The following is a 24,052-nucleotide window of genomic DNA, read 5'->3' on the forward strand; positions in this document are numbered from 1 at the left end:
TTATAGCGCGCAGGACACGCAGCCTTCGATTTCGGTGCCTTCCAGCGCAAGCTGGCGCAGGCGAATGTAGTAGAGCGTTTTGATGCCTCTCTTCCAGGCGTAAATCTGCGCCTTGTTGATATCCCGCGTGGTGGCGGTATCCGGGAAGAAGAGGGTCAGCGACAGCCCCTGATCCACATGTTTTGTCGCCTCGGCGTAGGTATCGATGATCTTCTGCGGGCCAATCTCGTAGGCATCCTGGTAAAGCGCCAGATTCACGTTAGTCATAAACGGCGCCGGATAGTAGACGCGGCCCAGTTTGCCCTCCTTGCGGATCTCAATCTTCGACGCCACAGGGTGAATGCTGGAGGTGGCGTGGTTAATGTAGGAGATAGAGCCGGTGGGCGGCACCGCCTGCAGATTCTGGTTATAGATGCCGTAGCGCATCACCTCCTCGCGCAGCTGGCGCCACATCTCCCGCGTCGGTATAACGATCCCGGCCTGGGCGAAGAGCGCCCGCACCTTCTCCGTTTTCGGCTGCCAGTCGCCCTCCAGATAGCGGGTAAAATAGTCTCCGCTGGCGTAGCGGGAGTGTTCAAAACCGGCAAAGCGCTGGTTACGCTCCCGCGCCAGCATCATGGAGGTGTGCAGGGCGTGCCAGGTGACGGTGTAAAAGTAGATGTTTGTAAAATCGAGCCCTTCGGGGCTGCCGTAGGCGATCCCCTCCCGCGCCAGATAGCCGTGCAGGTTCATCTGCCCGAGGCCGATAGCGTGTGAGGCGGCGTTGCCCGCCGCCACGGAAGGTACGCTACGGATATGGCTCATATCAGAGACCGCCGTCAGCCCGCGTACGGCGGTTTCGACGGTGCGGCCAAAGTCGGGGGAGTCCATGGTATGGGCAATATTGAGCGAGCCGAGATTGCAGGAGATATCCCTGCCGGTGGTGGCGTAGTCGAGATTCTCATCAAAGGTGGAGGCGCTGTTTACCTGCAAAATCTCTGAGCAGAGATTGCTCATGTTGATCCACCCGGCTATCGGGTTCGCGCGGTTCACCGTGTCCTCGAACATGATATAGGGGTAGCCGGACTCAAACTGGATTTCGGCCAGCGTCTGGAAGAAGTCGCGGGCGTTAATATAGGTTTTGCGGATGCGATCGTCCGCGACCCACTCCTCGTACCGCTCGCTCACCGCCATATCGGCAAAGGGTTTACCGTAGATCCTCTCCACGTCGTAGGGGGAGAAAAGCGCCATCTCCCGGTTCTCTTTGGCAAGCTGAAAGGTAATGTCCGGGATCACCACGCCGAGGGAGAGCGTTTTGATGCGAATTTTTTCGTCGGCATTTTCCCGTTTGGTATCGAGAAAGCGCAGGATATCGGGGTGGTGCGCATGGAGATAAACCGCCCCGGCTCCCTGACGCGCGCCGAGCTGGTTGGCGTAGGAGAAGGCATCCTCCAGCAGCTTCATCACCGGGATCACGCCGGAGGACTGATTTTCAATCCGTTTGATGGGCGCGCCCGCTTCGCGCAGGCAGGAGAGGAGCAGCGCCACGCCGCCGCCGCGCCGGGAGAGCTGCAGCGCCGAGTTAATCGCCCGGCCAATCGACTCCATATTATCCTCGATGCGCAGCAGGAAGCAGGAGACCAGCTCCCCGCGCTGGGCTTTTCCGGCGTTGAGGAAGGTGGGGGTGGCGGGCTGAAAACGGCCGGAAAGCATCTCTTCTGTTAGCTGGCGGGCCAGATTTTCATCCCCCTGCGCCAGGGTCAGCGCCACCATCACCGCCCGATCCTCAAAGCTTTCAAGGTAGCGCTTACCGTCGAAGGTCTTTAGCGCATAGCTGGTGTAAAACTTCCAGGCGCCGAGGAAGGTCTGAAAGTGAAAGCCCCGGGCGTGGGCAGAGCCGAAAAGGTCACTGACAAAGTGGCGTGAGTAGCGTGTAAGCACCGCCTCTTCGTAATAGCCTTCCTGCACCAGCCAGTCGAGCCGCTCCTGCTGGCTGGCGAAACGCACGCTGTTGGGGTGAACGTGGGTGGTGAAAAACGTTGCCACCGCCTCGCGATCTTTCTCAAACTGAATACGCCCCTCGCGGTCATAAAGATTCAGCATCGCGTTCAGGGCATGGAAGTCGGGCGTCGCCTGGGCTACACGTTCTGCGGTTGTCGTTGCCAAAATTCGGTTACTCCTTTACGCACGTTTTCGACGTCCGCCTGCGTTCCCATCAGCTCGAAGCGATAGAGATACGGCACGCCGCATTTTTGAGAGATTACTTCCCCGGCGCGGCAGAAGGCCTCGCCAAAGTTACGGTTGCCGGCGGCGATGACGCCGCGGATCAGCGCCCGGTTATGGGGATTATTGAGAAAGCGGATCGCCTGGCGCGGCACCGCGCCCGCCGTACCACCGCCGCCGTAGCTGGGCACCACCAGAATATAAGGTTCATCTACCTGCAGGCGTTCCCGGTCGTTAAGCGGGATACGCACCGCGGGCAGCCCGACGCGCTCGATAAAGCGCCGCGTGTTTTCCGAGCTGCTGGAGAAGTAGACGAGCAGGCTCATGCGCGGGTTGCCTGGGCCTGGAGGCGGTTGATCATATCCGGGCGAAAGCCGGACCAGCGCATCTCCCCGGCAATCACCACCGGCAGCTGGCGGAATCCCTGGGCGCGCAGCGTGTCTGCCGCCTCCGGCACCGTATCCACATTGACCATCTCAAACGCGACGCCGCGGCTCTCCAGCGCGCGTCGGGTCGCGTGGCACTGGACACAGTCATTACGAGTGTAAATAATAATGCTCATGATTCGTATTCCCATTTAACGATAAGAAATGGCGCGGTCAATCGCGTCGGTCATCTCGGTGTTGTTAGTTGAAATACTAGATGTAGTTTCATTTGGTTTCAACCACACAAGATATGGGAAATTTCGATAAGTGGAAGGTGATAGATGAGCGCAGCAGGAATGGCGTGGCGGGCAGGCAGGGAAGGGCAGAAAAGAAAACGCCCCCGTCCGCACGGGGCGAACGGGGGCGTCAGCTGTTGGCTCAGGCGCGCGTAATTATTTACGCATGCTCAGCAGGGCGCCGATAAAAATCCCCACGGCGGCAACGGTGCCGACGGCGCACAGCGGTTTTTCACGAATAAAGGTATTAGCGCAGCTAACCGCATCGCAGGCGGCCTGCGAAGTACGGGAACGACCCTGCATGCGGGCGCGGGTTTCGCGAAGCAGAGATTTGGCCTGTTTACGGGCATTTTCTGCTTCATCTTTCGCATCTGAGCCCCAGGATTTAAGTACGGATTCCAGCGTGTCGGCTAACTGGTTGACATCGTTACGGATATCATGGGCATCATCCTGCACGTCATTTCGGTTCGGTCGGTTAAACATACGATCCTCCATAATTTTTGTTCCCGATCAGTTTAGCTCAGGTTGGGACTCTCTGAGGCGTATCACGACATATTGGGCCGTTTATGGAATATTCTGAAGGTATTACGAAGAGTGATTATTGTAAGGTTGCCCCGCAGGAAAAGATGACGAGGATAAAATATGTATTTAAGACCCGATGAAGTGGCGCGCGTTCTTGAAAAAGCGGGTTTCACCATGGATACCGTGACCCAAAAAACGTACGGTTATCGCCGTGGCGACAACTATGTGTACGTTAATCGCGAAGCCCGGATGGGGCGCACCGCCCTTATCATTCATCCGACCCTGAAAGAGAGAAGTCTGACCTTCGCTGAGCCCGCCTCAGACATCAAAACCTGCGATCACTATCAGCAGTTTCCCCTCTGGTTAGGCGGGGAGGCGCATGAACATTATGGTATTCCGCACGGCTTTAGCTCCCGCATGGCGCTGGAGCGCTTTTTACAGGGGCTGTTTGGCGACCCGCAGTAACGCCGCGACTGGCGCCCGCCAGTCGCATCGCTTATGCCTTCGCCTGGTGGTAGTGGCTGACCCTGAAGAGGCGGCGGCAGAAATCGAGAAAATAGCCGTACACGGCGCCCATCAGCATCGAAACCACAATATTAGAACTGACCGCCGCGGCAATCTGATGCCAGTCTGCGCCCACGGTAAGCAGAATCACCACGTAAACCGGCGACTGGAAGGTGACATAGGCCAGCACGTCCGCCAGGTTCTTCATCCAGCCTGACGGGCTGACGCGCCGCGCCAGACGCATGATCGCATCGCGATAAAAACCGTACGGCCATGCGATAATTACGTTTACCGGGATCGCCACCAGACGAGAAGAAAGGGACTGTTCAAAGGTCATTCCGGAGAGAAATATCTCGATCAGCATGTTCACAACAGAACAGTAGACAACCATCGCAAACGTGTCTGCCATCATGTGACGCAGGCGAGACTGCGGAGAGAACATGTCCGAACTCCTTGAAAAGCTATATTAGTCAGGGGAACCGATTCGGCAAGCGAATCAGGTTGGTTTATTGAGCATGCATAGAGTATATCTCTGGATTCAAAGAGACAATTAGTGTTAAATTTTTATTTAATGCGCTTTTGTCGATGAAATTCTCTAAAAAATCATTTTGGTCCAGCAGTTCATTATATTCTGTTCTTCTTCGGTAAAAATAGTTAAAAATTAATGAGTTGTGTGATTTATGCGTTAAAGGCGGGAGGGGGCTGAGCGTTTTTTCAGCATGCCATGCTTGTGACGGGGATCAAAAAATATTCTGCAGGTGTTTTATTCGCAATAAAAAGAGTAAATAGAGAAATATTCTGTCAAAATGCGTGAATGTTTATTGTCTCATAATGACTTGTTATGCACTTCAGGAGAGGGCGGTGAAACACCGCCCCTACCGTCAGCAGACGCCAAAGTCGCCCTCTTCCTTATAGAGCGCCACGTCCGCCGCTTTCAGGGTAAATTTCTCCCCCTGCTCATTGCCCGTCTGGACTGCTACGATCTGATCGTCGTGAACTTCCACCACTTTCATTTTCGGACCGCCCATACGCGGTTGCACGATATCGCCGACAGAAAACATACTTTCTCCTCCTTATTGTTGTCGTGTTGTTAAATTTAGCCTGGCGACGGCGCGGGGTACAGATGAATCGGCATGACTACTCCGTAAGCGTTAACCTCAGGGCGCGTAAAGAGCGTAAAAGAGCGTAAAAGGAGACGTCGGGGATGGCGTGACGCGATAAACTCGCTACGCTTAAAGATAAAATCTCTTTCTTTACAATTACCTGTTAGCTTGTATGGAGTACCTATGGGTTTCTGGCGTATCGTTATTACTATTCTTCTGCCGCCGCTGGGCGTGTTGCTCGGCAAGGGCATTGGCTGGGCGTTTATACTCAATATCCTGTTAACGCTGCTGGGCTATATTCCGGGCCTGATTCACGCGTTCTGGGTGCAGAGCCGTTCATAAGAGAATAAAAAGAGGGACAGCATGGTCTGTCCCTTTTACGTTATTTACGGATATGATCGACGCGTACCACCGGCGGGGTCATCTTTTTATCCAGGCTGCCGTTAATACTAATCATCTGATCGGGCTCTACCGTGCGGCCATCAAATACCGCCTTGGGAATAATGGTATCAATTTTCCCGGTCTTGTCGCGGAAAACATATTTATCATTTCCCTGATCGTCAATTAAATTACCGCGCAGCGAGATGGTCGCGCCGTCGTGCATCTCTTTCGCCTGTTTAATGGTCATTATGCGCGCATCTTCCGCACCGCGATAGCCATCATCCAGCGCGTGCGGCGGCGGTGGTGCAGCATCTTTTTTCAGCCCGCCATTATCATCGGCATACGCCGCCGGAATTAACAGACAACAAATTAATGGCGCAACGGATAATTTCATACTGCCTCCCTAATGTTATCAACTTGACATATTAAGTCTGGTTGCTATTCCTTAAACTGGCAAACGAGATGAGTCTTAAATGTCCTTGCCTTTATAAAACAAGCGATTAGGAAAAATAAGCGAAACGGCTGGAGTGAAACATGGACAAGCTGGATGACAGTGTTGAGACGCTACCTGGCGTAAAAGAGAGCCGACGTGCGCTCAATTTTGAGAGCGGATGTCGTCAAGTGGGGCTGGTGCTTTTACTGATTATCGTTATTTCTGCAGTACTGGGATTTTTTTCTGATGGCTATTTTAGCTCTGCACAAAAAACAAATTCTGTACGCACTTTAAATGTGGATTATGAACGCTTCGGGCGTTTACAGATGGAATTTAAATATCACTTCAAAATTCACTCTCCCGATACCGATAATTATACCTTAAGTCTTGGCGGCGCATTTACCGAGGATTTTCAGCCGGGAAATATTTCGCCGCAGCCTGATAAAATGTATAGCCAGGGAGAGAGGCTCTATCTGGTTTATGAGAATGTGAAAACAAAAGGAGATTTTTCTGTCTGGATGTACGCGACCCCCACAAGACCGGGGAAACTGGTCACGGCAGTCCAGGTGAATAACGAGCCGGAACTGCATTTTTGGCAGTTTATCTACCCCTAGGAGGTAAAAGATGGAAATGGTATTCCGGGCGTTAGCCATTTATCTGGTTTTGCTGGTGGTCTTTAAGATTGCCGGACGCCGTGCTTTGTTACAGATGACAAGCTTTGATCTGATCTTGCTGCTGATTATCAGTGAGGCGACGCAGCAGGCGCTGCTGGGCAATGACTTTTCAGTCACCGGCGCGACGTTAACCATTATCACTCTGGTGGTGGTGGATGTCCTTTTTGGCCTGATTAAGAAATATATTTCAGGCGCGGAATCCATTCTGGATGGCACCCCCGTCATTCTGGTGGAAAACGGCGTGCCGTTAATAGATAAGCTCAAAAAAGTGGATGTCTCCTGCGACGATATTCTGGTCGCAGCGCGGCAAAACCAGGGGATCACGGAATTAAGCAAAATTAAATATGCCATTCTGGAGCGCAACGGACATATCTCTGTCATTCCAGAAGAAAATTAAAGGAGCTAATAATGAGCGATACAACCTATAACGAAGCCAAAACCACAAATGAACTGACCCGCCAGGTATCTGAAGTATTAACCGATCTGGGATTGTATCTGACCACCGCTGAATCCTGTACTGGCGGCAACCTGGCGTCGGCGCTGTGCGCGGAGAAAGGCACCGCCGCGTTCTATGATATCGGGCTGGTTACCTTTAGCGACGAGGCTAAACAGAAGCTGCTGGGCGTGCAGGCCAGCACGCTGGAGAAATATACCGCCGTCAGCGAGCAGACGGTGAAAGAGATGTCAGCAGGGGCGCTGGAGCGCGCCGGGGCGGATGTCAGCATCGCCATCAGCGGCTATGCCGGCCCTGACGGGGGCGAGGATGGCACGCCGGCAGGCACCGTCTGGTTTGCCTGGAACTATCGCGGCAAGGTGGAAACCAGCAAAGCGCTCTTCTCCGGTGAGTGCGAGGATGTGATTGAGAAAGCGGTGCGTTATTCGCTGGCGGAGCTGATTACAAAGCTCTCTGAATGGAAGAAAGGGTAAAGAAGAGTGCAGGGTGCCCCCTCCTGTGAGGGGGCAAAAACAAACTTAGTGATATCCTTCCGTTCCCGAGACTTTCCCGCGGAACACGTAGTAACTCCACGCGGTATAGACCAGAATCACCGGAATAATCAGCAGCGTCCCGACCAGCATAAAGAGCTGGCTGGCGGGGGGCGCCGCCGCATCCCAGATGGTGATATCAGGCGGAATAATATGCGGCCACAGGCTGATGCCAAGCCCGCTGAAGCCCAGAAAGACCAGCCCCAGCGTCAGAATAAACGGGCGCGTGTGGCTGTCGGGGTTGCTGGTCAGGCGCCAGATCCACAGACCAAAAATCAGCACCAGTACCGGCACCGGCAGGAAGTAGAAGAAGCTAGGCAAGGTGAACCAGCGTTCAGAGACATAGCCCCATCCCAGCGGCGTCCAGATGCTTACCACGGCGATGACCACCATCAGCGCCAGCAGGACGCGGCGGGTGAGCTGGCGCATCTGCTGCTGCAGCGAACCTTCACTCTTCATAATAAGCCAGGTGGTGCCGAGCAGCGCATAGGCCACAATCAGCCCCAGGCCGCAGAAGAGGTTAAAAGGGGTAAGCCAGTCGAGCGCCGATCCGGCAAAACGCCGCCCTTCCACCGGGAAGCCGTTTATCATCGCCCCTACCACAATTCCCTGGCTGAAGGTGGCCAGCAGGGAGCCGCCTGCGAACGAGTAGTCCCAGAACTGCCGGTGCGACGGGGTCGCCTTGAAGCGGAACTCGAAGGCCACGCCGCGAAAGATAAGGCCAATGAGCATGGCGGTGAGCGGGATGGTCAGGGCATCCACCACCACCGCGTAGGCGAGCGGGAAGGCGCCAAACAGCCCGGCGCCCCCCAGTACCAGCCAGGTTTCGTTGCCGTCCCAGACCGGGGCGACGCTGTTGACCATCACGTCACGCTCTTTGGGATCGCGCACAAAGTTAAACAGGATACCGATGCCCAGATCGAAGCCATCCATGATGATATACATCAGGGTGGCAAAGACGATAATCGCAAACCAGATAACCGAAATATCGACGCCCATCAGTGTTTCTCCTGTTCCGGTACGGATTCAGCGGCGGACAGCGGTCGGGCAGGGGTGCCTGCGGTATGCGAGCTGAGCGAGGCTGTCGGCTGCGGCCCTTTCTTGATAAGCCGAACCAGATAGACATATCCCACGCCAAAGACCGAGCAGTAGACGACGATAAACGCCAGCAGGCTGATGCTCATCTGTAGCGTACTGTGCAGGGAGACCGCGTCCCGGGTTCGCAGCAATCCATAGACTACCCAGGGCTGACGCCCGACTTCGGTGGTGACCCATCCGGCGAGGATGGCGACCAGTCCGGCGGGGCCCATCGCCAGCGCGAACCACTGGAAAGGCCGCGACTGGTAAAGCCGTCCCCGGTAGCGCAGCCACAGGCTGATAAGCCCGAGGCCGATCATCAGCACGCCAAGGCCAACCATTACACGGAACGACCAGAAGATAATCGGTGAGTCAGGTCGATCTTCCTTCGGAAAATCTTTCAGCGCCGGAACCTGTTTATCCAGGCTGTGGGTCAGGATCAGGCTTCCTAGGGCGGGGATCTCCAGCCCGTATTTGGTGCGCTCCTCTTCCATATCCGGCAGGCCAAACAGCAGCAGCGGCGTCGCTTCTCCCGGACGATTTTCCCAGTGGCCTTCGATCGCGGCGATTTTAGCGGGCTGATGCTCCAGCGTGTTAAGGCCGTGCATATCACCAACCATCGCCTGAATGGGAGCTACCAGCAGCGCCATCCATAAGGACATGGAGAACATTTTGCGCACCGCGGGCGTGTCGTTGCCGCGTAGCAGATGCCATGCTCCCGACGCGCCGACAAAAAGCGCGCTGCTCAGGAAAGCCGCAATGGACATATGGAACAGGCGGTAGGGGAAAGAGGGGTTAAAGATAATGGCGAACCAGTCCTCGGGAATAACCTGACCGTTGGCGACGCTAAAGCCCTGCGGCGTCTGCATCCAGCTGTTAGAGGCGAGGATCCAGAAGGTGGACATCAGCGTACCCAGCGCAACCATGCAGGTGGCGAAGAAGTGCAGCCCGGGGCCGACTTTGTTCCAGCCGAAGAGCATAACGCCGAGAAAGCCAGCTTCAAGGAAAAATGCGGTGAGGACTTCGTAGGTGAGTAGAGGACCGGTAATGCTACCGGCGAATTGAGAAAATCCGCTCCAGTTGGTGCCAAACTGATAGGCCATCACCAGCCCGGAAACGACTCCCATCCCAAAATTTACAGCGAAGATTTTTAACCAGAAGTGGTACAGCGAACGCCAGACATCTTTTTTCGTTTTCAGCCACATCCCTTCCAGTACGACCAGATAGCTGGCAAGACCGATGGTCAGCGCGGGGAAGATAATATGGAAGGAGACGGTAAAGGCGAACTGTATCCTGGCTAAGTGAAACGCATCAAGCTCGAACATGCTCCGTTCCCTCAGGACATTGACGCATATTGCCCGGCAACGTGAGGTTACCGGGCAGACCCTTTATGGCTTTTTCTTGCCTGCGCCCAGCTCAGCACCCGTAAGCGGATCGACCTCCTGGTCGGACTCGGTGCGTTTCGCCATGGCTTTCAGCAGCGTGGCCTGTTCCGGGGTGAGGGTCACCTCCGCGCCACCGTCGCCGCCATCCACAGCAGGCTGTGGATCTTTCACATAGTCGAAGTGTTTGTCGCTGTTCCAGCTACCGCGCACTTCACCACCCTCAGACATATTATAGTACTTGTCTGTGTACTCCTCGATCGGCGGCAGTTTGCCCGGCGGGAAGTTGTTGCGAATGGAGTAGAGCGCTTTTTCAAACGAGAGCTGGTGCGCCACTTCACGGGTCATCAGAAACGCCAGCGCATCTTTTACGCCCGGATCGTCGGTGACGTTAATCAGGCGTTCATAAATGATTTTCGCTCGCGCTTCTGCCGCGATATTTGAGCGCAGATCCGCCGTCACTTCGCCAATGGTATCCACGTAGGCCGCGGTCCACGGCACGCCGCCGGAGTTGGTCAACGCAGGGCCGCCGCCGTAGAGCAGGGAGGTAACGTGGCTGTCGTTGCCGTTAGCGGTCAGGGAACGATAGAGTTCAGCCTCATTTTCGGTCCCTTCCGCCAGCTCGCCTTTAGCTCCCTTGTTCAGCATGCCAACCAGCGTGCCGATAATTTCCAGGTGGCTCAGCTCTTCGGTAGCAATATCCAGCAGCATATCCTTACGGCCAGGATCTTCATCGCCTAAGCCCTGAGTAAAGTAGCGGCAGGCTGCCGCCAGTTCGCCCTGCGGGCCGCCAAATTGCTCCAGTAAAAGGTTAGCGAGGCCAGGATTAGGCTCGGCAACGCGAACGGTATATTGCAGTTGTTTCACATGTCGGAACATGATCTGCTCTCCTTATTTTATTTTTTTGCTTCAACGCCGTCGGCATCAGACCGCAGCAAGAATTGTTCCGTCGTATCAGGGATATGGCGAATCAGCCAGTCGGCCATCTGTTGCTCTTCGGCCAGGATAGATTCAATCGCCGGAATGGAGGCGGTATCGCCCGCTTTTTTCGCTGCGGCGAGCAGGGAGGTGTAACAGGCGATCTCGAACTGTTCGAAAACGTAGCCGCTGATAGAGCCTTTTACGATCTCATCGGAGGGGAACATGCCGCCAATGGACTGCCCCAGTGCCGCCATTTTGCTCATCGAGTCTTTTAAAACCGAACGGGAAATATCATTGCGATCGAGGATCTCTTCCAGCAACGCAATCTGGTGTTTTGTTTCGGAAACGTGCTGTTCGATACGTGCGCGCACGTCAGGATAGTTATCGATGCGGCTGGCCATGGATTCCAGCATAGACTCGGCTTGCTTTTCCATCGCGTGGGCATCGCGTAGCCAGTCATGGTAATGTTCTACGTGATTCATAATGGCGTCCTCTGGTTGCGTCTGTCAGGCCTGGGCTTTCTGATTGATATTTCCCACCGCTAAATCGGTGAGTTTCAGATCGGTTGATTTCTCTTCTTCCAGCGTTTCGGCTAACAGCTTGACGGCTTTTTTATAGCCCAGCTGTTCCGCGAGCGTGGCGAGCGTGCCATAGCTGGCGATTTCATAATGTTCAACTTTCTGTGCCGCAGCGATTAATGCCGCGTCACGGACTTCATTTTTTTCGGTGCTTTCGATCACTTCGTTGGCTTCTTCAATTAATCCTTCCATCGCCACACATTTCATACGTTTGATTTTGATAGCCGGGTCGGATTCAACGATTTGATCAATACGTTCGATTTGCCCCTGGGTTTCTTCCAGGTGAGCTTTAAAAGCGGCGCTCAGTTTTTCACTGGAGGCTTCGCGCGCTAATTTAGAGAGCGCCCGGGTAAGCTGTTTTTCCGCGCTGTAGGTATCTGATAGCAAGTGAATAAAAACATCCTGGATGCTCTTCATATTCATAGATTTTCCTCACGAGACAGAAATACTGCGAGCCCTCAGGCCCGCAGAGTCATCTTTAAATCACAATCTGTGAAAAAGAGAGTGTTGAATCAGGAGTTATCAGACTTGCGGCCACCGCCGTGGCTGTTCTGACCCCCTTTCTTCCCTGCTTCGGATGCACGTTGCGGATCGTTTTTGAAGTTACCGCCGCTGTGCTGTCCGCCTTTTTTCCCTGCTTCAGATGCTTTTTCACGATCTTCAGCGAAATTACCGGAACCACCACGATGCTCTGCCATATATCAACCCTCATGTTGTGTTTATGTCAGTAAATACGAAATCATTCGTATCAGTTGCCGTTCAGGAATTAAAGTTAGTCGCTATTCCGGAAGAGTCAAATGGGGTGTTTGTTAATTATTTGCGCAAATCTTTGTTTTAGATCAAATATAGCGCTTCGCTTAACGGAGAAATATTGTGGGGTAACGCCATAGTTTCTATAGAAAGATCCAATGCTGTGCGATAACTTAGCGTCACTGCCGCTTCGTTTATACGAAGGACATCAGGTGTGGCGGGTCTCTTTACGTATCTTTACATTATTGCCGATACGCATAGATGAATTTATAAAATCGATATTCTGGAATATTCCTAAATTAAAGAGGCATGCTTTATACAGGTGAGGGAATGGCCCGGTGAGCCGCATCAATATTAATGAAAGCGTTATTAGTAAAAAAATATTATTTCCTGCCCGCAGGAGAATGCACATACTTATTTTTCCGGATGTATTCTATTTTCTTTGAATAAAAAATAACCAATCGCGCGGTCACGCACAGAACGGTGTAAAAGGGATGACCAGGCGGCAGACCTGTGTTACTAAATTGTTTCTACTAAAAGCACAGACAGGATCTTAAACATGTCACACCATAAGCTCGCCGCCAGCGTGCAGGGGCTGCAGTCCTCCGCGATTCGTGAACTCTTAAAACAGAGCAAAATGGCGGGGGTCATTTCGCTCGGGGGCGGTATTCCTGACCCGACGCTCTTCGATCGGGAGGGGCTACAGATGGCGGCTGACGCGGTACTTTCCACTTACTCTGGCGAAGCGTTCCAGTATGGCCTGAGCGAAGGTTATCCGGCGTTGCGCGAGGCGATTGCGCAGCTCTGTCTCGGACGGGGCATCGAGAGCCAGCCAGACGACGTGGTGATCACCTCCGGCTCCCAGCAGTCGCTGGATATTCTGGCGCGCGCGCTGATTAACCCGGGCGACACGGTGGTGGTGGAGCGTCCCACCTACCTGGCGGCGCTCCAGGTCTTTGGTCTGGCGCAGGCGCGCTTTGAATCGGTAGGTACCGACGGCGACGGCATGCGGGTTGATGAGCTGGAAGCGCTGGTGGCCGAAAAAACCATCAAAGCGGTCTATATAGTACCGACCTTCGGCAACCCCGGCGGCGTGACCCTCTCTGATGAGCGTCGCAAAAAGCTGGTGGCGCTCTCGAAGCGCTATGACTTTGTCATTATTGAAGACGACCCCTACAGCGAACTGAGCTATACCGACGAGGTGTTCCGCCCGCTGCTGGCCCATGCGAAAGCGATCGGCAACGAACAGAACGTGGTCTATACCTCAACCTTCTCTAAAATTCTCGCCCCCGGCACGCGCGTTGGCTGGCTGATTGTTCCCGAATGGCTGAAGAGAGCGGTGGTTAATCTGAAGCAGACTACCGATCTGCATACCAGCATGCTGTCGCAGCTGATGACCTGTGAGTACCTTAAGACGGGCAGACTGCCGGGGCAGATCGCGTTGATTCGCGAGGCCTACCGGCATAAATACGCGCTTTTCGCCCAGGCGCTTGAAGCGGATCTGGGGGATGTGCTGACTTTTCATAAGCCGAAAGGGGGGATGTTCCTGTGGGCCCGCTTTAATAACGGTCTTAACACCACCCGCTGGCGGGAAAAGACCCTCAGCAACGGCGTCGTCTATGTGCCCGGCGAGTTCTTCTACTGCAGCGAGCCGGACTGCTCCACGTTACGCGTCTCCTTCGTCACCGCGACGGACGATGAACTGCAAGAGGCGGTCCGCCGCCTGAAGGTATCGCTGTAAAAAGCGGGGGTATCCGCCTTCGCGGATGCCCCGGCCAGGAGATAGCGCCGTCATTTAACGGTGCTGTTTCGCAAAAAAAGAATTAAACATTAATGATTTACTATCAGGCAATAACTTTCACTTCTTCTTAACCTGTCCCTTTTTTCGCTCTTAAGAATATTCTTACAATTTATGCCTATATTCCTAATTGCATTCATCACGAAAATATCTGAATAATGAATTGCTGGAATAAGCTCAACGATTGAAGGTACTCGCGGCGAAAGGTGACATCATCGCCAAATCATGCAGCCTGTTCCTGACTGTTATACATGGAACAGTATAAGGTTACGGAAGATGATTATTTGTGTGTCAGACAATGCCTGGTTCCGACTGGGCATTAGTGAGTTAGTGCAACGCTACGCTAAAAATGACGAAGAGCTGTTCTTTTTAACCTTTGAAAAAGTGAAAGATACGCCCCGCGATATGGCACTGGATATGCCTGTTACGGTTATTGTCGATTATACCGTGGCCGATCCCGCCTCGCTTTTAACGCTTTTGCAATTAAAACGCCAGAAAGGTTGCCTGACGCTGCTGGCGGTGACCAGCAGTGAGCGTATTCAGGAGATCACGGAAAATATTTTGCTCGACTCGGTGGCGGATTGTTTAATCGACAGCCATGAGGCGCGTGAAAAAATGATCGATTTCCTGACGAAAGGCAGTATTGGTCAGGTGGTATCAAAGTCCATCACCAGCCGGACCTGGGCGATGATCAAGAAAAACGCCTGCCTGACGCACCGGGAAATTGATCTCATCCCCTATATTATCTCCGGTAAAGGGAATAAGGAGATCTCCCGGCAGGTTGAGATCAGCCAAAAAATGGTGAGTATTCACCGACGCAACATTTACTCCAAACTGCAGGTAGGCAACCTGACGGGGCTCTACAAGTACCTCACCGCCAGCGCGTCATCAGGCTGACAAACTTAATTGCTACGCTTTCAGGCGGGAAGCCATTTCCCGCCGAATGAAACTCCCTGTGCTCTATAAGAGCCTGCCACAACCCGGCCCTGATACTTCAACTCTCCTTAATATCATCCGGTGACGAATCCGGTCAGTTTTTAGCCGTTGCGCAATCCTCTTCACATCTTCTCATTTTTATATAAAATAGCCGGCTTGTTATATATGGCTTCGCTTTTACCCGCTTAAAAATATAGGACTTTTAATGAGAGTCTGGATTTCTCTTATTTAATTCACTTCGGTGTTTTCAAAATGATAAAGAATAATCTTATTAGGATTTTTCATTTATTATTCGCGTGCTCCTATAAAGAAAAGTAAAGAACGGCTCTTTCTTTGTGCTGCGTCAAATAAAATTGCGGTGGCTGTTTTACCCATTTTTTAAATGTGACTATATGTAACTACTGAATACCATGGGTTTCATTAGGTAAACATCTGCGGATCGTGACAGCCGTTTTTACATAGCGCATCTTTTGCGATGTCCCGCTGCCCCTTTCATAAAAAAAGGTGCGGACATCTGCGCCTGGAAAAGAGCCGCACAGAAAAGGAGTCTTTATGAACACTATCTATTGCATCGTCTGGAACGCAGCGCGGGGCACGTGGGTTGTTGCATCAGAGCTTGCCAGGAAGGGCAAAAAAACCAAATCGAAAACCCGGCGCGGACTGGTACTGGCAAGCCTGGTGATGTTGCCGATGGGGGCCTGGGGGGGGATGTGTGGTAGTTCGTCAACAGATCCAACATTCGACATTGTTTGTACAACCAACGACAATAATTTAGATTATGCTTTAGGCAGAAGTCGTGCTGGTAACGATAGTGGAACTACTCAATATTTTTTAGCCGATATCACCAAAGTTAAAATAGCTGAGGGGGTGTCGATTACGCGCTACGGTGGACCTGTCATCTCTTTGTATAACGGCAACTACGGGACAAAAGATTATTCTATTTACCGTGGCATTGGAGAAATGGATTACTCAAACACTGATTTATGGAAGTCGAGGGCCGATGTATTAATCTCCGATGGCGCAACCGTACAAACCATACATAGAACTAGTAACGAAAATATCCATGGCGCTGGCCCTAATACAATTGAAACGGCTAATGACACGCTAATTTTTATTGATAAGAATGCCAGGATTATTTCTTCCAGACAATCACTATCCAGCGGATCATCCAGTGCCGAAGCCATTAACGTAATGGGCTTTAATAATCTGATTATTAACTATGGTTCTATTTTCAGTGACGGAACCAACGCCGCGCTCTGGTTTGAAGATCAGACCAGGCATATGACAGGTACAGGAACAGGTACACAGTTGCCTTATTATGCCCGTAATACACAGGGGACTATTCCTGATTTACGTAACCAAACATATAACTATGGTTATCTAGGTGTTATTCCTCCAGAATTGTTGCAACGAGATAGCAAGGGACGTGTGATCGCAGATGAAATTGGTAATGTGCAATTCATCACAGACACGGCAAAAATCAACCAATTAGGCTATCAGGTAATCAATGGTAAACTTTCAAAATTAGGAAGCACCACAACAATCGACCTAAAGCAAGATGTCTTTGGTAGTCAGGGAGAAAACGGTGCTGAAGGTATTATCGTTGGTAACTATAGCGATATTGTCGGGTCGCTGAATTTTGGTGCAGGGGATGATACACTAGAAATGTTCTCTGGCTCTAAAATCTATGGAAATATTACTGCGCAAGGAGACAACAACAACCTCGGCCTGCGTGGCGATGGGAAAGACTCCTTTAGCGGTAGTATTAATGGTTTCCAATATATAACAAAAGCAGATTCGGGAACCTGGGAAATTACCGGTGAGATGACAGGCGTTAAAAAAGTCAACGTTGATCAAGGCACGCTGGTCCTTACCGGGGATAACTCAGAATACAATGGTGTTATGTTGATTAATGCCAATGATGATTTCAGCGTAAAAAAAGAGGGGATAGATGCAACTGTTGTGGCCCACTCCTCAAGCCTGCCGCAAAACACTGATGATGCCACGCGTATTTATAATAATGGTAAGCTCGTGTTTAATCAGAATATAAAGGATAAAACCGATGAAGATAATACCTATAGCGGCAAAATTATCGGTGAAGGCAGCGTAGAGAAAACAGGCGATCAGATCCTGATTCTGACTGGCGATAGCGAATATTACGGCGGTACTACTATTAGCGCAGGCGATTTACAGTTGGGTAATGGCGGTGACACAGGCAAGTTATTCGGCGATATCGACATTGTTAACGCTGCCTCCTCATTAATCTTTAACCATAGCAGTGAACAAACATCAGAGAATGATATCTCTGGGGCTGGTGGTGTGGTTAAAAACGGCTCAGGGGAGCTTACCCTTGAAGGGGATAATAGCTATGAAGGCGGTACGACGATTAATGCCGGGACACTTTCTGTTGCTTCTGATAGCAAGCTCGGCGCAACCTCGGGCCCGCTGACGTTTGATGGCGGTACGCTGAAATTCGGGGATAACTTCGACGGAATTCACAAAGATCGCACTATCACCCTGAATGAGGGTGGTGGCACCATCCATACCAGCGGGAATAACTCCACCATAAATCAGGCGATGACAGGCGATGGCGCCTTTACCAAAGCGGGCGAAGGAACCCTTACTCTGGTTGGTGAAAATGACTACAAAGGGATTACCACGCTGACTGGCGGGAATCTGGAGCTGAAAAAGACAGGTTCCGTGGCAGGAGATATTGCTCTCGCCAACGAAACGTCAACGTTAATCTTTGACAATGAAAATACCACCACCTTCAGCGGCATTATCTCCGGCGCGGGTATGTTGACGAAAAATGGTGCAAATATCCTCATACTCGAAAAGGACAACACCTGGACCGGAAACACCACGGTCAACAAAGGTATGCTTATCGTTAATGGCGACCAGTCACTGGCCGATGGTGAACAGCCAAACGATCCGAACCATAACTCAAAAGTTATGACCACCATCGTGAACTCGGGCGCAACCTTGGGTGGTTATGGCACCGTGGGCGGCGATGTGGTGATCAAAGAGGACGCTACCCTCAACCCGGGCGATTATGACGTTGAGAATAAAGTTAGCAAAGCCGAAGGCAAATTCACCATTGATGGCGACCTTACCCTGGAGAAAGGTTCCACCTCTCACTTCCAGCTTGGGCAGTCACATGTGCCGGGCGGTGACTTTAACGATCTGGTAGACGTCAAGGGAGACCTGACGCTGGCCGGTACGCTGGATGTTTCCAAACCTGACGATGGCACCTTCGGGCCGGGGGTCTACCGCCTCTTTAACTATGGCGGAACGCTTTATAACGCTGAAGGGGAAGTGTACACCCTTGCCGGTGAGCCTGTAGAAAATACCCTCAACTTCGGTACCTTCCCTAAAGGAAGCAATAAAGACGATTTCTATTTGCAAACCGTTCTTGAAAATCAGGTTAACCTGATTAATGCCAGCGGCCTCAAACTGACATTCTGGGATGGAGATGCTCACGAAGAAGGCCAGCATGGCGACAATAAGATAAGCGGCAACGGAAAAATCGAAGGTGGAGACGGCGTCTGGACCTCATCAATTCGTACCACCGAAGCGAATAAATGGACTGCCTATAACGGGGACAATAATGCGCCCTGGGATCAAAAAGAGTTCGCGGTCTTTGCCGGTGAAAAAGGCCGTGTTGAAGTCTTTAGTGACGTTGAGAATGGTGTGGAAAAACAGGCAGTGGAAGTCAGCGGTATGCAATTCCTCACCGATGGCTATGAAATTGTAAACGGAACAGGTGAAAATAACACCATTCAGGCCCATTACACCGTTCTCGTTCCAGACCTGGAAGGGGGCTTTACCGAGAACACCGATCAGGAGTTCTGGATCCGCGTCGGGGCCGATGATTCCGACACCGGTATCACCGCCACCCTCAACGTACCCCTTGTCCAGGCGGATAAGAGCGATCAGATGGATCTGGTGAAAATGGATGGTGGTCGTTTGATCCTCAATGGCGTGAACGATTACAACGGCGAAACCCACGTTCGCGGCGGCACTTTGCAGATTAGCGATGAGGCTGCGCTTGGTAATGAACGCGTGGTAATGTCCGATGCCACCACCCTTCAGGCCGGGGCTGATTTCACCCTCAACCATGAAGTAAACCTTGAAGATGGTACCGGTACGCTGGATCTCAACAACCACGCTCTGACGATGGAAGGTATCATCAGCGGTATTGGCAGCCTGGCTGTCATGAGCTCTCCTAATGAAAGCGACAGTACGCTGTTAAAGGCTCTGGCTGACGACTATGGCGACAGCACCCTTGAACTGAAACAAGCGAACACCTATACAGGCAGCACCACTATTACCGGCAACGGCGATACGGTAAATCAGGTAACCGTGAATGCTTACCAAACCGGGGCGTTGGGCGGTACCACTAACAGCAAGGTGAACGTTAATGAAGGCGCGACGCTGAACCTGCTCGACAGCACCAGCGCGCAGTCGCATAACATTGCCGTTAACGCAAGCCACCTTAACTTCACAGACACCGCCTCCGCGGGGACGGCGAAGGTTGCGCTTACCAGCAACGCCACCGCCAGCCTGAATGACAACGCCAATGCGGGCAGTTCAACCATTACCGTTGACAATAGCAGCAGCCTGACGCTTGCCAACAACGCCAGCGGCGGCACTGCCAACATTACCAACAGTGGCAAGATGTTTATGAAGGATAAGGCCCAGGCGCGTCAGGCAACGGTGGTCAATAAGGAAGGCGGCACCGTAGATGTCAGCGCCATTGATGAGGAGACCTTTATCGGGTCGCTCTCCGGCGCGGGCAACGTGCTGCTGGGTGATGACGAAAATAAAACCCTCACCCTGGGCAATCTGGCGAAGGCTGACACCATCTCCGGCATCATCTCAGGCGCAGGCAACCTCATCAAAGAGGGGCTGGGCGTGCTGGATCTGCGCGGCGCCAATACCTGGACCGGTACGACTCAGGTGAACGAGGGCACGCTGCTGGTGAACGGTAATCAGCAGGCGGCTACCGGCGACATGACGGTAGCAAATAACGCCACTCTGGGCGGCGCGGGAACGCATGGCGGCACCGTAACCGTCGAGGATGGCGGTATCCTCAGCCCCGGCGAAACTACCGACAGTATCGGGACACTCACTTTGGGTGGGCTGGTCTTCAAAGAGGGTTCGCGGCTGGATATCCAGTTTAGTCAGCCGACGCCAGATTACTCTGCGGATGACGAGCGGCTGTCGCACGACGCGACCGATGTCGACTTCTATGCAGGCTACATCCTGGGCGACAAGTTCCAGAACGATCTGGTACGCGTGGAAGGTGACCTGACGCTGGACGGTACGCTGAACATCAAACAGGAGCAGCCATTAACCATCGCCGGGGTCTACCGCGTAATGAACTACAGTGGTGACCTGACCGATAACGGCATGGAGCTGGGCGGCAACCTGACTAACTTAGAAAACTACTATATCCAGACCGCGGTTAACCATCAGGTGAACCTGGTCTACACCAATGGCCTGAAGCTGCGCTTCTGGGACGGCGAAGGCACCCGTAACAAGTTTATCGACGGCGGCAGCGGTACCTGGCAGAACAGCCTCGGTAACAATAACTGGACGGTGGACGACAAAGACAGCGACGGTAACTACGGCGTGCGTAACGCGGCTTATAGCGACAACGCCTTCGCCATCTTTATGACCGAAGGGGGCGACGTTAAGGTCGATAACAGCCTCGGACAGGTGGGCGTCAGCGGTATGCAGTTTGCCGCCGATGGCTATCATCTCTACGGGGACAACATCGCCCTGACGGCGACCTGGCCGGACTATAGCAGCGACAACGGTATCATCAACATTAAGGATGGTGAGATTGAACATACCGATGCGACGCCTGCCGTTAACTATACCGCCCTGGTAGTGGGCGACGGCACCGACGCGCACTACACCGCTACCATCGACAACGTGTTAACGGGCGACAGCGGCATCGTCAAGATGGGCAACGGCACCCTGGTGCTGAACGGCGACAATGAGTACACCGGTAAAACACGCGTCCATGGCGGGGAGCTGGTGATCTCCGGGGATAACAACCTGGGGCATGACGCCAGCGGCGTAACCGATGTGATCCTCAACAACGGTACGCTGAAATATAACCCGGATCTGGCCGCGCAGGATATCGATACCCTGGCCAGCATCACCGTGGAAGGGGTGGGCGGTACCCTGGATACCAGCCAGCATACCGTGAAGGTGCATAAAAAAGTGGTGGGCGACGGCGTCCTGACCAAGAAAGGGGAAGGCGCGGCGGTCCTGCTGGACAATGCCACCTACACCGGCGGAACGCACATTGCGCAAGGTGTATTGCAGCTGGGTATCGGCGGTACGGCGGGCGGCCTGATTGGCGACGTGGTTATCGACAAGGATGCTGAGCTGGTGGTCAATCGCTCCGATACGCTGACCCTCGATGGCAAACTGAGCGGCAAGGGCGATCTGAGCCAGGTTGGCAGCGGCACCACGCAGCTGAACGGCTCTGCCAGCTATAGCGGTAAAACGACCGTGGCGGCCGGTAAGCTCCTCGCAGGGGCGGAAAACAGCTTCAGCTACGCCTCGGCGCATGCTGTCGCGAAAGGGGCCACGCTCAATACCGGCGGGATGAACCAGACCGTTGCCGGGCTGGATAACAGCGGTCTCGTGACGCTGCGCGGCGATAAGATTGGCTCCGCGCTCACGGTGAAAGGCGACTATCACGGTGATAGCGGCACCATCCAGCTGAACGCGAAGCAGCAAGGAACCAGCGGCGATGGTGTGGCGGATCGTCTGGTGATCGACGGTGGTAAGGCGACCGGTACCACGGTACTGGATGTGGATATCAGCAAGGTTAAAAACCACACCCGTGGCAACGGCATTGAGGTGGTGAGCGGTGTGAACGGCGCCGATACCACGGCGCAAAGCTCGAAGGATGCCTTCCGCTTAACCGCCGATTATCTCCAGTCGGGTGCCATGAAATATCGTCTGCGCGCCGGGGACAGAAATGGTGCAGGCGAGAACTGGTATCTGGTGAATAACTTCAGCGATGAAGCATCACTCTTCTCCGCTATTAACAGCCAGATCCGGTTTGCCGACCTGGCGATGCTGGGTAACCTGCATCAGCGTGTGGGGGATGACGTAGCCTATAGCGAGAACGGGGATAACCAGCGCGTTTGGGTCCGTATGATCAACCGCATGGATAAAATTGGTCTCAACGATGCGACGGAAACCTCCACCACCAACTACTCGCTGGGGCTGCAGGCCGGGGTGGACCTCTACGCCGATCCAAACTGGAAGGCAGGGCTCTACACCAGCTTCGTGGATAACAACAGCAGCGTTCGCGGCTGGGGAGAAAACGGTTACGGCGATACCGGGGATGTGAAAGACAACGCGTTTTACGTTGGCGGTTACGCCACCTGGTTTGCGGATAACGGCTTCTATGTGGATAACGTGTTGCAGTATGGCTTCCATAACCTGCGCATTATACCGAAAGACTCCGGTTCGCAATCCTACAACCCGGATGCCCATTCTCTGGCGGCGTCTGTGGAAGTAGGCCAGCCGTTCCGTCTGGGTGAGAGCGCCTGGCAGCTGGAGCCGCAGGCTCAGGTGATCTACCAGTTCAACCACGTCGACGGCGCCAGCATGGACGGCATCTCCAGAACCGATATGAAGGTGAAAGATGGCAATGCGGTCACCGCGCGTATCGGGGCGCGTCTGGTCGGGGATTACGATACCGACAAGGGCAAATTCCAGCCTTATGGACGCGTTAACCTGTGGCAGGGCTTTGGTGGTACGGATAAAGTGACCTTTAGCAACAGCGGCGGCAACACCACGCTCAGCTCAAGTAAACAGTTCTCCACCACCGAAGTGGCAGCCGGCGTGACCTGGACCGTGCAGAAAGACTTCCAGGTGTACGGCGAAGTGGGCAGCCACTTCAGCAACAGCAGCGATAAGACCAACTATCGCACTCCGGTAGAAGCCAGCATTGGCGTTAAATTCGGCTTCTGATAACAGCCACACGCAAAAGGAACCTGAGCAATCAGGTTCCTTTTTTATTTGCCTGAGGGAAACAGGGCTGAAAACGGGTCAGACAGCGAAAGAGTCTGTAGCGATCGGTTTGCTGAAAGCGCTATAAAGCTCGACGATATTGTGGACATGGTATTTATGGTAAATCCGGGTGCGGTAATAACTAACCAGTTTAGGATCCATTCCGGTCTCTGCCGCGATCTCTTTGTTTTTTTCGCCCGCAACAATATAGGGGAAAAGGAGCGCCTCTTTTTCATTTAATTGCGGATGCAGCAGTTTCTGCAGCCGGGTATGGGAAACATCAAAAGGCACCTTTGTTGCGCTATAGACAAAGGAGACAATCTGCATCATCGATTTTAGCGAATCGTTTTTGTCGAGCAGGCAGTCCACCGCCGTATTGAGCAGGACGTGCTCCGTTGCATTGAGGGTCTCTTTCTCCTTAACGATAATGACAATTTTTAATTCCGGTCTGAACCTTTTTATTTCAAACAGTAATTTCAGAAGCTTAAGCTCATAATGACGGTAATCGAGGATAAGCATTTTCACATTCGGATGCGCCATAAGCGCTTCGTAAAAGGCGTCGTGAGGCGCGACCAGCGGCTGTTGAAAATCCTTTTGCTGCGTCAGCGCCAGTGCACTGGTTAACCCCTCAAGGAAAAATCCTGAGGAGGAGGCAATAAGTATCATAATCATCCCTTCCTTGCTGGGATTTATCCAGCAGATGCATTTTTGTCCTAAAGCAGGCAAGGTGCAAATAAGATTAGAGGTATATGTTGTGCGAATTATCTTAATGGCAAATGCGGCGCTAAATATGCTGGTGAATATTTATATTTAATCAATGGGTTAGGCGGAGTGGTTAATAAACCTTTTTATTGAGTAAAATCAGGGTGACGTTATTTTGTGATCGTGGGCATGTTTTTTATGGGTTAAATAGCGTTTCTGCGCATATAAAAATTAATGGTTGTGGAATATACGAGAGGGGAATTACGGGGGCAGAGGAAGCAATGAGGAGTATGGGTAGACCCTCACCCCAGCCCTCTCCCTGAAAGGGAGAGGGGGCCGATCGAGCATTGTGAGGGTAGGGGCGTAGAGCCTCACCCTGAAAGGGGTTAGGGGGACGA

At 52.8% G+C, this 24,052-nt stretch carries 22 protein-coding genes and 1 pseudogene; 9 read left to right on the top strand and 14 right to left on the bottom strand.

Annotated elements, in window-relative coordinates; genetic code table 11:
* The 4 genes from nrdE to BN3796_RS05875 all read right to left on the bottom strand — a co-directional run bounded on the left by nrdE (position 1) and on the right by BN3796_RS05875 (position 3,346).
* On the bottom strand, positions 1–2,145 hold the full coding sequence (nrdE, locus tag BN3796_RS05860; protein ID WP_061707433.1) for a class 1b ribonucleoside-diphosphate reductase subunit alpha: 2,145 nt from the start codon (positions 2,143–2,145) through the stop codon (positions 1–3).
* Positions 2,118–2,528 carry a class Ib ribonucleoside-diphosphate reductase assembly flavoprotein NrdI gene (gene nrdI / locus BN3796_RS05865; protein ID WP_061707434.1) on the bottom strand — a complete coding sequence of 137 codons (411 nt, stop codon included), beginning with the start codon at positions 2,526–2,528 and terminating at the stop codon, positions 2,118–2,120. Before nrdI ends, nrdE begins: the two co-directional genes overlap by 28 nt.
* Positions 2,525–2,764 (bottom strand): glutaredoxin-like protein NrdH, encoded by a 240-nt coding sequence (gene nrdH, locus BN3796_RS05870; protein WP_061707435.1) that lies wholly within the window; start codon positions 2,762–2,764, stop codon positions 2,525–2,527. Before nrdH ends, nrdI begins: the two co-directional genes overlap by 4 nt.
* 255 nt (positions 2,765–3,019) lie before the next feature.
* Positions 3,020–3,346 (bottom strand): DUF883 domain-containing protein, encoded by a 327-nt coding sequence (locus tag BN3796_RS05875; RefSeq protein WP_061707436.1) that lies wholly within the window; start codon positions 3,344–3,346, stop codon positions 3,020–3,022.
* A 159-nt stretch (positions 3,347–3,505) separates the two neighbouring features.
* On the opposite strand from BN3796_RS05875, the gene BN3796_RS05880 reads away from it, so the two are divergent.
* On the top strand, positions 3,506–3,850 hold the full coding sequence (locus BN3796_RS05880) for a DUF2002 family protein (RefSeq protein WP_061707437.1): 345 nt from the start codon (positions 3,506–3,508) through the stop codon (positions 3,848–3,850).
* Between the two features lie 31 nt (positions 3,851–3,881).
* Here BN3796_RS05880 and alaE read toward each other — a convergent pair whose 3' ends face one another.
* Together alaE and BN3796_RS05890 are read right to left on the bottom strand one after the other, a co-directional pair.
* Positions 3,882–4,331, bottom strand: a complete 450-nt coding sequence (gene alaE, locus BN3796_RS05885) for an L-alanine exporter AlaE (RefSeq protein WP_061707438.1) — start codon at positions 4,329–4,331, stop codon at positions 3,882–3,884.
* A gap of 439 nt (positions 4,332–4,770) precedes the next feature.
* Positions 4,771–4,950: a hypothetical protein gene (locus BN3796_RS05890; protein ID WP_061707439.1), complete on the bottom strand. Its 180-nt coding sequence runs from the start codon at positions 4,948–4,950 to the stop codon at positions 4,771–4,773.
* Between the two features lie 225 nt (positions 4,951–5,175).
* Here BN3796_RS05890 and BN3796_RS05895 point away from each other — a divergent pair, with 225 nt between their 5' ends.
* On the top strand, positions 5,176–5,334 hold the full coding sequence (locus tag BN3796_RS05895) for a YqaE/Pmp3 family membrane protein (RefSeq protein ID WP_061707440.1): 159 nt from the start codon (positions 5,176–5,178) through the stop codon (positions 5,332–5,334).
* A 40-nt stretch (positions 5,335–5,374) separates the two neighbouring features.
* On the opposite strand, the gene BN3796_RS05900 is transcribed toward BN3796_RS05895, so the two are convergent.
* On the bottom strand, positions 5,375–5,767 hold the full coding sequence (locus BN3796_RS05900) for a YdeI family stress tolerance OB fold protein (RefSeq protein ID WP_061707441.1): 393 nt from the start codon (positions 5,765–5,767) through the stop codon (positions 5,375–5,377).
* A 140-nt stretch (positions 5,768–5,907) separates the two neighbouring features.
* On the opposite strand from BN3796_RS05900, the gene BN3796_RS05905 reads away from it, so the two are divergent.
* Genes BN3796_RS05905 through BN3796_RS05915 form a run of 3 tightly spaced genes read left to right on the top strand, consistent with a single transcriptional unit; the run spans position 5,908 to position 7,407 of the window.
* Complete coding sequence (locus BN3796_RS05905) at positions 5,908–6,420, top strand: hypothetical protein (protein ID WP_061707442.1); 513 nt, start codon at positions 5,908–5,910, stop codon at positions 6,418–6,420.
* 10 nt (positions 6,421–6,430) lie between these two features.
* Positions 6,431–6,877, top strand: coding sequence for a DUF421 domain-containing protein (locus tag BN3796_RS05910; RefSeq protein WP_061707443.1), 447 nt, complete (start codon positions 6,431–6,433; stop codon positions 6,875–6,877).
* 11 nt (positions 6,878–6,888) lie between these two features.
* Positions 6,889–7,407, top strand: coding sequence for a 2-oxo-tetronate isomerase (locus BN3796_RS05915; RefSeq protein ID WP_061707444.1), 519 nt, complete (start codon positions 6,889–6,891; stop codon positions 7,405–7,407).
* Between the two features lie 45 nt (positions 7,408–7,452).
* Here BN3796_RS05915 and cydB read toward each other — a convergent pair whose 3' ends face one another.
* The 6 genes from cydB to BN3796_RS05945 all read right to left on the bottom strand — a co-directional run bounded on the left by cydB (position 7,453) and on the right by BN3796_RS05945 (position 12,120).
* On the bottom strand, positions 7,453–8,463 hold the full coding sequence (gene cydB / locus BN3796_RS05920) for a cytochrome d ubiquinol oxidase subunit II (protein WP_061707445.1): 1,011 nt from the start codon (positions 8,461–8,463) through the stop codon (positions 7,453–7,455).
* Positions 8,463–9,866 carry a cytochrome ubiquinol oxidase subunit I gene (locus BN3796_RS05925; RefSeq protein WP_061707446.1) on the bottom strand — a complete coding sequence of 468 codons (1,404 nt, stop codon included), beginning with the start codon at positions 9,864–9,866 and terminating at the stop codon, positions 8,463–8,465. Before BN3796_RS05925 ends, cydB begins: the two co-directional genes overlap by 1 nt.
* A gap of 63 nt (positions 9,867–9,929) precedes the next feature.
* Entirely contained in the window at positions 9,930–10,802 is an 873-nt protein-coding gene (locus BN3796_RS05930) for a manganese catalase family protein (RefSeq protein WP_061707447.1), read from the bottom strand.
* 17 nt (positions 10,803–10,819) lie between these two features.
* Complete coding sequence (locus BN3796_RS05935) at positions 10,820–11,326, bottom strand: ferritin-like domain-containing protein (protein ID WP_061707448.1); 507 nt, start codon at positions 11,324–11,326, stop codon at positions 10,820–10,822.
* Positions 11,327–11,350: 24 nt separating this feature from the next.
* Entirely contained in the window at positions 11,351–11,845 is a 495-nt protein-coding gene (locus BN3796_RS05940) for a YciE/YciF ferroxidase family protein (protein ID WP_061707449.1), read from the bottom strand.
* Positions 11,846–11,934: 89 nt separating this feature from the next.
* Positions 11,935–12,120 carry a con-10 family general stress protein gene (locus BN3796_RS05945; protein WP_061707450.1) on the bottom strand — a complete coding sequence of 62 codons (186 nt, stop codon included), beginning with the start codon at positions 12,118–12,120 and terminating at the stop codon, positions 11,935–11,937.
* A 611-nt stretch (positions 12,121–12,731) separates the two neighbouring features.
* On the opposite strand from BN3796_RS05945, the gene BN3796_RS05950 reads away from it, so the two are divergent.
* The 4 genes and pseudogenes from BN3796_RS05950 (at position 12,732) to BN3796_RS05960 (ending at position 22,913) form a co-directional block, all read left to right on the top strand.
* Entirely contained in the window at positions 12,732–13,913 is a 1,182-nt protein-coding gene (locus BN3796_RS05950; RefSeq protein WP_061707451.1) for an aminotransferase-like domain-containing protein, read from the top strand.
* Between the two features lie 333 nt (positions 13,914–14,246).
* Entirely contained in the window at positions 14,247–14,867 is a 621-nt protein-coding gene (locus tag BN3796_RS05955) for a LuxR C-terminal-related transcriptional regulator (RefSeq protein ID WP_061707452.1), read from the top strand.
* Between the two features lie 591 nt (positions 14,868–15,458).
* Positions 15,459–15,581 (top strand): annotated as a pseudogene (locus tag BN3796_RS21155) (ESPR domain-containing protein); the annotation flags it as partial.
* 1,356 nt (positions 15,582–16,937) lie between these two features.
* Positions 16,938–22,913: an autotransporter-associated beta strand repeat-containing protein gene (locus tag BN3796_RS05960; RefSeq protein WP_238379217.1), complete on the top strand. Its 5,976-nt coding sequence runs from the start codon at positions 16,938–16,940 to the stop codon at positions 22,911–22,913.
* A gap of 78 nt (positions 22,914–22,991) precedes the next feature.
* On the opposite strand, the gene BN3796_RS05965 is transcribed toward BN3796_RS05960, so the two are convergent.
* Positions 22,992–23,624, bottom strand: coding sequence for a LuxR C-terminal-related transcriptional regulator (locus BN3796_RS05965; protein WP_061707454.1), 633 nt, complete (start codon positions 23,622–23,624; stop codon positions 22,992–22,994).
* Positions 23,625–24,052: the final 428 nt, after the last annotated feature.

This window comes from Pseudenterobacter timonensis (assembly GCF_900021175.1).
GTDB classification, from domain to species: Bacteria; Pseudomonadota; Gammaproteobacteria; order Enterobacterales; family Enterobacteriaceae; genus Enterobacter; species Enterobacter timonensis.

Excerpts from the sequence above, each read along its gene's own strand:
- nrdI (WP_061707434.1), bottom strand. The coding sequence starts at position 2,528 with ATGAGCCTGCTCGTCTACTTCTCCAGCAGCTCGGAAAACACGCGGCGC.
- nrdH (WP_061707435.1), bottom strand. The coding sequence starts at position 2,764 with ATGAGCATTATTATTTACACTCGTAATGACTGTGTCCAGTGCCACGCG.
- BN3796_RS05875 (WP_061707436.1), bottom strand. The coding sequence starts at position 3,346 with ATGTTTAACCGACCGAACCGAAATGACGTGCAGGATGATGCCCATGAT.
- BN3796_RS05880 (WP_061707437.1), top strand. The coding sequence starts at position 3,506 with ATGTATTTAAGACCCGATGAAGTGGCGCGCGTTCTTGAAAAAGCGGGT.
- alaE (WP_061707438.1), bottom strand. The coding sequence starts at position 4,331 with ATGTTCTCTCCGCAGTCTCGCCTGCGTCACATGATGGCAGACACGTTT.
- BN3796_RS05890 (WP_061707439.1), bottom strand. The coding sequence starts at position 4,950 with ATGTTTTCTGTCGGCGATATCGTGCAACCGCGTATGGGCGGTCCGAAA.
- BN3796_RS05895 (WP_061707440.1), top strand. The coding sequence starts at position 5,176 with ATGGGTTTCTGGCGTATCGTTATTACTATTCTTCTGCCGCCGCTGGGC.
- BN3796_RS05900 (WP_061707441.1), bottom strand. The coding sequence starts at position 5,767 with ATGAAATTATCCGTTGCGCCATTAATTTGTTGTCTGTTAATTCCGGCG.
- BN3796_RS05905 (WP_061707442.1), top strand. The coding sequence starts at position 5,908 with ATGGACAAGCTGGATGACAGTGTTGAGACGCTACCTGGCGTAAAAGAG.
- BN3796_RS05910 (WP_061707443.1), top strand. The coding sequence starts at position 6,431 with ATGGAAATGGTATTCCGGGCGTTAGCCATTTATCTGGTTTTGCTGGTG.
- BN3796_RS05915 (WP_061707444.1), top strand. The coding sequence starts at position 6,889 with ATGAGCGATACAACCTATAACGAAGCCAAAACCACAAATGAACTGACC.
- cydB (WP_061707445.1), bottom strand. The coding sequence starts at position 8,463 with ATGGGCGTCGATATTTCGGTTATCTGGTTTGCGATTATCGTCTTTGCC.
- BN3796_RS05925 (WP_061707446.1), bottom strand. The coding sequence starts at position 9,866 with ATGTTCGAGCTTGATGCGTTTCACTTAGCCAGGATACAGTTCGCCTTT.
- BN3796_RS05930 (WP_061707447.1), bottom strand. The coding sequence starts at position 10,802 with ATGTTCCGACATGTGAAACAACTGCAATATACCGTTCGCGTTGCCGAG.
- BN3796_RS05935 (WP_061707448.1), bottom strand. The coding sequence starts at position 11,326 with ATGAATCACGTAGAACATTACCATGACTGGCTACGCGATGCCCACGCG.
- BN3796_RS05940 (WP_061707449.1), bottom strand. The coding sequence starts at position 11,845 with ATGAATATGAAGAGCATCCAGGATGTTTTTATTCACTTGCTATCAGAT.
- BN3796_RS05945 (WP_061707450.1), bottom strand. The coding sequence starts at position 12,120 with ATGGCAGAGCATCGTGGTGGTTCCGGTAATTTCGCTGAAGATCGTGAA.
- BN3796_RS05950 (WP_061707451.1), top strand. The coding sequence starts at position 12,732 with ATGTCACACCATAAGCTCGCCGCCAGCGTGCAGGGGCTGCAGTCCTCC.
- BN3796_RS05955 (WP_061707452.1), top strand. The coding sequence starts at position 14,247 with ATGATTATTTGTGTGTCAGACAATGCCTGGTTCCGACTGGGCATTAGT.
- BN3796_RS05965 (WP_061707454.1), bottom strand. The coding sequence starts at position 23,624 with ATGATTATGATACTTATTGCCTCCTCCTCAGGATTTTTCCTTGAGGGG.